Here is a 6,713-nt window from a genome sequence, read left to right on the forward strand (position 1 = left end):
CTAACTGAATCCGAGTACATCGACCGCTACGGCCCCACGCCCGCTTATACGCCGGAGGGCGGCTGGGAGATGGGCGAGCCGGATAAGCTGGTGAAAACACACTGCTGTTTCTGCGGCGTGCAATGCGGTATCCAGCTGAAGGTAAAGGAAAACAAGGTCATCGGCTTCGAGCCTTGGGAGGAGTTTCCGGTCAACGAAGGCAAGCTTTGCCCCAAGGGCGTGAAGCGCTACATGCAAAACGAGCATCCCGACCGGCTCAAGGCCCCGCTCATGCGCAGCGAGTCGGGCTTTCGCGAGGCCGATTGGGACGAGGCCTTGAGCAAGACGGTTTCGGAAATCCAGCGCGTGCAGCAGACTTACGGCAAGGACGCAGTCGCCTTTCTCGGGGGCGCCTCGATGACCAATGAGAAGGCATACCTCAACGGCAAATTTGCCCGCGTGGCGTTGGGCACCAGAAACATCGATTACAACGGCCGCCTCTGCATGGTCAGCGCCGGGGCCGCGAACAAGATGGCCTTCGGCATCGATCGCAGCGCCAATCCGTGGGAAGACATCCCGAAAGCCAAGGTGCTCATTCTTGCGGGCACGAATGTCGCTGAGTGTTTCCCGATCCTCACCGACTATATTTGGCGCGCGCGCGACAACGGCGCGAAGATTATCGTCATCGACCCGCGCATCACGCCCATAGCCCGCACGGCCGATCTCTATTTACCCGTGCGCCCGGGCCGCGACAGCGCGCTCGCTCACGGCATCCTGCACGTGATGATTGAGCGTGGCTGGATTGATGAAACGTTCATTGCCGAGCATACCAACGGCTTCGACGAAGTGCGCGAACTGGTGAAGGAATACACGCCCGAGCACACCGAGAAACTCACCGGCGTGCCGGCCAAAAACATCATCGCTGCCGCCGAGCTTTGGGGCACGGCCGAGACCTCGATGCTCCTCCACGCACGCGGCATCGAGCATCACACCAAGGGCGTCGAGAATGTACTCAGCTACATTAACCTCGTGCTCGCCACCGGTCGCATCGGCAAACCCGGCAGCGGCTACGGCACCATCACCGGCCAAGGCAACGGCCAAGGCGGCCGCGAGCATGGCCAGCGCTGCAATCAACTCCCCGGCGGGCGCGACATCAACAACCCCGAGCACCGCAACCATATTGCCGATTTCTGGGGTATCAACGAACCCGACCTGCCCGGCGAAGGCCTCACCGCCTGCGAGATCATCGATGCCATTGAGGAGGGCAAAATCAAGGCCTTGGTTTCGATCAGCTTTAACCCGCTCGTATCCATCCCCGACAGCGCACGCACGCGCGCCGCGCTGGAGAAGCTGGAGCATTTTACTACCATCGATTTTTTCCTGAGCGAAACCGCCCGGCACGCGGACGTCGTATTGGCCGGCTCGTTGCAGGAAGAGGACGAGGGCACCGTGACCACCGGCGAAGGCCGCTGTGTGCGCCTGCGCAACTCCGTGAGCCCCGCCGGCAATGCCCGACTCGATTGGCACATCATTCAGGACCTCGCCCAGCGTCTTGGTGCTGCGGATCATTTTAATTTCGAGAATGCCGGCGAGATTTTCAGCGAACTCACCCGCGCCTCCGCTGGCGGGCCGATTGATTACAGCGGCATGAGCTACGAACGCATCGAAAACGAGATGGGCGTCTTCTGGCCGTGCCCCGCACCGGAACATCCCGGCACGCCGCGCCTGTTCGAGGGCGGGCAATTCGCGCATCCCGACGGGCGCGCGAAATTTCACGCCTTCCCCTACCGCCCGCCCGATGAGGATGTGGACGCGGAGTACCCGATCTTTTTCACCAGCGGACGCGTAGTCTCGCAATACCTTAGCGGCACGCAAACCCGCCGCATCGGGGCGCTCGTCGATCAATATCCCGAGCCCCTGTGCGAGATCCACCCGCGTTTGGCTGAGCGCTTGGGCATTGGCGAAGGCGACCGCGTGCGCGTCAGCACTCGTCGCGGCGACATTGAGGTGCCCGCACAAATCGTGAAGAGCATCCGGCCCGACACCGTGTTTATCCCCTACCATTGGCCCGGCAAAAAGGCCGCCAACCGCATCACCAACCGCGCGCTCGATCCAATCTCCAAAATCCCGGAGTTCAAGGTGTGCGCGTGCAAGGTCGAAAGAGCCCAATGAGCAAGGACCAAAACCCAAGGAATGACCAAGGCCCAATGTCCAATGACGTTGGCTGGCGGATGCCGGTTGCGATGGAGGGACGAGCCTGCGAGTCCGGTGGCGCTCATGGACTCGCTGGCTCGTCCCTCCATTGTCATCGTGGATTGGCTATTGGAATTTGGTCATTTCTTGGCCATTGGGAATTGGGGATTGGGAAATTATGAAAAACGAGTTTTTCATAGACCCTTCCCGCTGCATTGGCTGCCAAGCTTGCGTGGCTGCCTGCGGCGAATGCGATACGCACCGCGGCACGCCAATGATTCATTTGGATTATGTGGACCGCCCCACTGGCGTGCAGACCGCACCGGTCGTGTGTATGCATTGCGAGGATCCCACCTGCGCCAAGGTATGTCCGGCCGATGCGATCAAGCAGGATGACCACGGCGTGGTGCTCAGTGCCGCGCATCCCCGCTGTATTTCCTGCAGCAACTGCACGCTCGCCTGCCCGTTTGGGGTGCCCAAACAAGAGATCGAGATGCAGCTGATGATGAAGTGCGACATGTGCTACGACCGCACGAGCGTGGGCAAAAAGCCGATGTGCGCCACCGTGTGCCCCAGCCAAGCGCTGTACTACGGCCCGCGCGCGGAGCTGGAGGCGAGCCGCCGAGAGGTGCCGCGCAACGAATTTCAATTTGGCGCCCAAACCGTGAAGACCAAGGTGAACATGATGACCGCGCCCGAAGTGGATAGCATCCCGCTTGATGTGGCCGATTTCCTGCCCGCAGACGATTTACCCGCCTTCGCCCAAGATCGCGGCGGGGCGCCCGATGTGGCCGAGGATGCCGTGTGGGATGAACTGGAGGAATTACCGGCATGAGCGAGCCTTGTTGGAATGAAGATTATCCTGTGCCGCGTCCGGACGAACATCGCTCGGCGCGTCGGCAGTTCCTGCAATTTCTCGGCCTCGGCGGCTTGGTCGTGGCGCTCGGGTCATTTGCCAAAAAACTATTCGCCAAGGACACCCCGAAATATCCGGAATTGGACGTCGTTGCGCGCGATCAAATCCAGCACGGCTATCATCTGTTCCGTTACCCTACCGAGAACGATCCCGCGATCCTCGTCGAACTGTCCGATGGCACGCTGCGCGCCTACAGCCAACGCTGCACGCACTTGCTTTGTCCGGTGCATTTCAAAGCCGAAAATCAATCGCTCCACTGTCCGTGCCACAACGGGAGTTTCGATGCAAAAGATGGCACGGTGAACTACGGCCCCCCGCCCAAGCCGTTGCCGCAATTTGAATTGGAGGTGCGCGGCGGCCGCGTTTGGATTACTGGAAATAAAAAGGAACAAAATGGAAACTGAAACTGAAACTGTACAACGAACCACCGAACCACCTTATGTGCCGAAAGAAGCGCCCTTCAACGAAACCCAACGCGCTTGGCTTAACGGCTATTTGGTCGGCGCGTTTTCCAAACCCGAATCGAACAACGGCGCGGTTGCATCGGAGGCCGTGGCGTTGGAGACATTGACGATTCTTTGGGGGAGCCAATCGGGATCGGCCGAGGGCTTGGCCAAGCGGATGGGCAAGGCGGCGGCGGGGTTCGGCTTTGGGGCGCGGGTGCTCTCGATGGAGGATTTTGCGAAGGTGGATTTCGCGAAGGAAACGCGCGTGATGCTTATGACGAGCACGTGGGGCGATGGCGATCCGCCGGACAACGCGCTGGCGTTTTGGGAGCATCTGAATTCCGCCGGCGCGCCAAGCCTCAAAGGCGTGCGCTTTTCGGTGTTGGCTTTGGGCGACAGTAATTATGAGGATTTTTGTGGCGCGGGCAAAATGTTCGACCGACGCTTCGAGGAACTCGGTGCGAAACGGATCCACCCGCGCGTCGATTGCGATGTGGATTACGACGAGCCGGCCGCCGAGTGGACGAAGGCCGTTTGGGCGGCGCTTGGCGGGAATGTTGTGGGGCGAGAGTCGGAGGGCGAAGCGGTGCCGGCGGTCGATGAAGCTGTTCCATTCACGCGAAAAAATCCGTTTCCCGCCAAGCTGTTGGTGAATCGTAATTTGAATGGCGAAGGGTCGGCGAAGGAGACGCGGCACTTTGAAATTTCGCTGGAAGGCTCGGGGCTGGAGTATTCGGCAGGCGACGCGCTGGGCGTGTTCCCGACGAACTGCCCCGAGTTGGTGGACGAAATTCTCACGGCGCTTGGCAGCGACGGCGAAGATGCCGTGCTGCTTCCCAACGGTGGCGAGGCGCCGTTGCGCAAGGCGTTAATTGAACACTATTCCATCACCGAACCGGCAAAAAAATTTCTCAAAGCCATCGCCGTGCGCGCCGCCGATGCGGACTTGGCCAAGCGATTGATGCCCGCGCATCAGGCGGAGTTGGCGGAGTTTCTTTGGGGACGCGAAGTCATCGACCTGCTGCTGGCGTATCCGAATGCGGATTTTTCGCCCACGGAATTTGTCGGCCTCCTCAAAAAACTCCAGCCGCGCCTTTACTCCATCGCGTCAAGCCCCAAGGCGCATCCCGGCGAGGTGCATCTCACCGTGGCCACCGTGCGTTACGAATCGCACGGGCGCGCGCGCAAGGGCGTGTGCTCCACCTTCCTCGCCGACCGCGCAGCAGATGCAGCCTTGCCGGTGTTCGCGCACATTTCCAAAAACTTCCGACTGCCGGACGATGGCGATATCCCAATCATTATGGTCGGCCCCGGCACGGGCATCGCGCCGTTCCGTGCATTTTTGGAAGAGCGCCAAGCCACCGGAGCCAAGGGCGACAACTGGCTGTTCTTCGGCGACCAACACGTGGCCACGGATTTCCTTTATCAAAATGAACTGGAAACATTTCAGCGCGACGGATTGCTCACGCATTTGCACACCGCCTTCTCACGCGATGGCGCGGAAAAAATCTATGTGCAAAACCGGATGCGCGAACACGCCGCCGAGCTGTGGGCGTGGCTGCAAGATGGCGCGCATTTTTATGTCTGCGGCGACGCGAAGCGGATGGCGAAAGACGTGGACGCCGCACTGCACGACATCGCGCAAACCGCCGGCGGCAAGTCGCCCGCCGAAGCCAAGACCTTCGTCGATGAATTGAAAAAAACCAAACGCTATCAACGGGACGTTTACTAATGAGCACACTGCCGTTTAAAGAAGTCGCGGGCGAACCGCTGAACGCCGAGCAAACCTCGTATCTCGAGGGCCTGTTTGCCGGCATCGAAAACCGCGGCCTGCGCTTCGCCGACGTCGAGGCCGCGCCGGTGGGTGGCGTGGATGAGGACGACCTCACCGTGGAGGAACGCATCAAGAACGCATTGCATCCGCTCGATGCGCATCATTTGCTGCTCGAACACGCGCGCGAAAACCAGCCGCCGGAAAAGGAAAATGTGTTTCGCTTCAAATGGAACGGCCTGTTTTTTCTGTCGCCAAACAAGGAGGCATTTATGGCGCGCCTGCGCATCCCGGGCGGGCAGTTGCGGAGTTTTCAACTGCGCGAAATCGCGAAGGTGGCGGACGAGTTAACCACCGGTTACGTGCAAATCACCACACGCGCGAATTTCCAAATCCGCACCATCGAGCCCAAGGACGCGCCGGACGTCGTGCGCCGCATCCAGTCGGTGGGCCTCCACACGCGCGGCGCGGGCGCAGACAACATCCGCAACCTCACCGCCAGCCCCACCGCCGGCATCGACCCGCACGAGTTGATTGATGTGTCGCCATACTGCCACGAACTGGCCAACCACATTTTGCAGACGCGGGAATTTTATAATCTGCCGCGCAAGTTCAACATCGCCTTCGACGGCGGCGGCCAAGTGAGCGTGGCTGAGGACACCAACGACATCGGCGTGCGCGCGGTGAAGTTGGCCCAGCCCACCGGCGGCCTCGCAGCGGGCATTCACTTTCGCATCGCGCTCGGTGGCGCCACCGGATTGAAATCGTTCGCCAACGACCTCGGTGTGCTCGTGCCCCCCGCGCAACTCACCGAAGTGCTGTGCGCCATCATTCGCGTTTACATCGCGAAAGGTGACCGCACCAACCGCAAGCGCGCGCGGCTCAAATACGTGCTCGAAAAAATGCCACTCGCCGAATACCTCGCCGAGACGGAAACGCTCCTCGGCTATTCGCTCACACACGCGCGCCAAAACGCCGTCACCGGCCTTTCGGAATTCGAGGAAGCGCACGAACTGCCAAACACGCCGCATTCGCAAGTGGGTGTGTTCCCGCAAAAACAGGACGGCCTCAGCTACGTGGGCGTCGCGTTGCCCATCGGCCAAATCACGCCCGAACAAATGCTCCGAATTGCCGATCTCGCCGACGAGTTTGGCAACGGCGAAGTGCGCCTCACCATTTGGCAAAATTTTCTGCTGCCCAACATTCGCAACGAGGTTATCGAAACCGTGAAAGCGCGGCTGGAAGAAATCGGCCTCGGCTGGCAACAATCCAACCTGCGCAGCGGCGTCATCGCCTGCACGGGAAATGCCTATTGCAAATTCGCGATGAGCGACACCAAAGGCCACGCCCAGAAAATCGCCGACTACCTCGACGCGCGGCTGACGCTCGATCAACCCGTCAACATCCA

At 60.3% G+C, this 6,713-nt stretch carries 5 protein-coding genes; all 5 read left to right on the forward strand.

Annotated features, from left to right (window positions below; translation table 11 throughout):
• The first annotated feature begins 18 nt into the window (after positions 1-18).
• On the forward strand, positions 19-2,151 hold the full coding sequence (locus H8E27_02190; protein ID MBC8324425.1) for a molybdopterin oxidoreductase family protein: 2,133 nt from the start codon (positions 19-21) through the stop codon (positions 2,149-2,151).
• 199 nt (positions 2,152-2,350) lie between these two features.
• Complete coding sequence (locus H8E27_02195; protein ID MBC8324426.1) at positions 2,351-3,007, forward strand: 4Fe-4S binding protein; 657 nt, start codon at positions 2,351-2,353, stop codon at positions 3,005-3,007.
• Positions 3,004-3,492 carry a Rieske (2Fe-2S) protein gene (locus H8E27_02200; protein MBC8324427.1) on the forward strand — a complete coding sequence of 163 codons (489 nt, stop codon included), beginning with the start codon at positions 3,004-3,006 and terminating at the stop codon, positions 3,490-3,492. Before H8E27_02195 ends, H8E27_02200 begins: the two co-directional genes overlap by 4 nt.
• Positions 3,482-5,266 carry an assimilatory sulfite reductase (NADPH) flavoprotein subunit gene (locus H8E27_02205; GenBank protein MBC8324428.1) on the forward strand — a complete coding sequence of 595 codons (1,785 nt, stop codon included), beginning with the start codon at positions 3,482-3,484 and terminating at the stop codon, positions 5,264-5,266. Before H8E27_02200 ends, H8E27_02205 begins: the two co-directional genes overlap by 11 nt.
• On the forward strand, positions 5,266-6,713 hold a 1,448-nt coding region (locus tag H8E27_02210), incomplete at its 3' end, for a NirA family protein (GenBank protein ID MBC8324429.1). The genes H8E27_02205 and H8E27_02210, both read left to right, overlap by 1 nt.

It is taken from the genome of Limisphaerales bacterium (genome assembly GCA_014382585.1).
Lineage (GTDB): Bacteria > Verrucomicrobiota > Verrucomicrobiia > Limisphaerales > UBA1100 > JACNJL01.

Coding starts and splice junctions, on each gene's coding strand:
- H8E27_02195 (MBC8324426.1), top strand. CDS start 2,351: ATGAAAAACGAGTTTTTCATAGACCCTTCCCGCTGCATTGGCTGCCAA.
- H8E27_02200 (MBC8324427.1), top strand. CDS start 3,004: ATGAGCGAGCCTTGTTGGAATGAAGATTATCCTGTGCCGCGTCCGGAC.
- H8E27_02205 (MBC8324428.1), top strand. CDS start 3,482: ATGGAAACTGAAACTGAAACTGTACAACGAACCACCGAACCACCTTAT.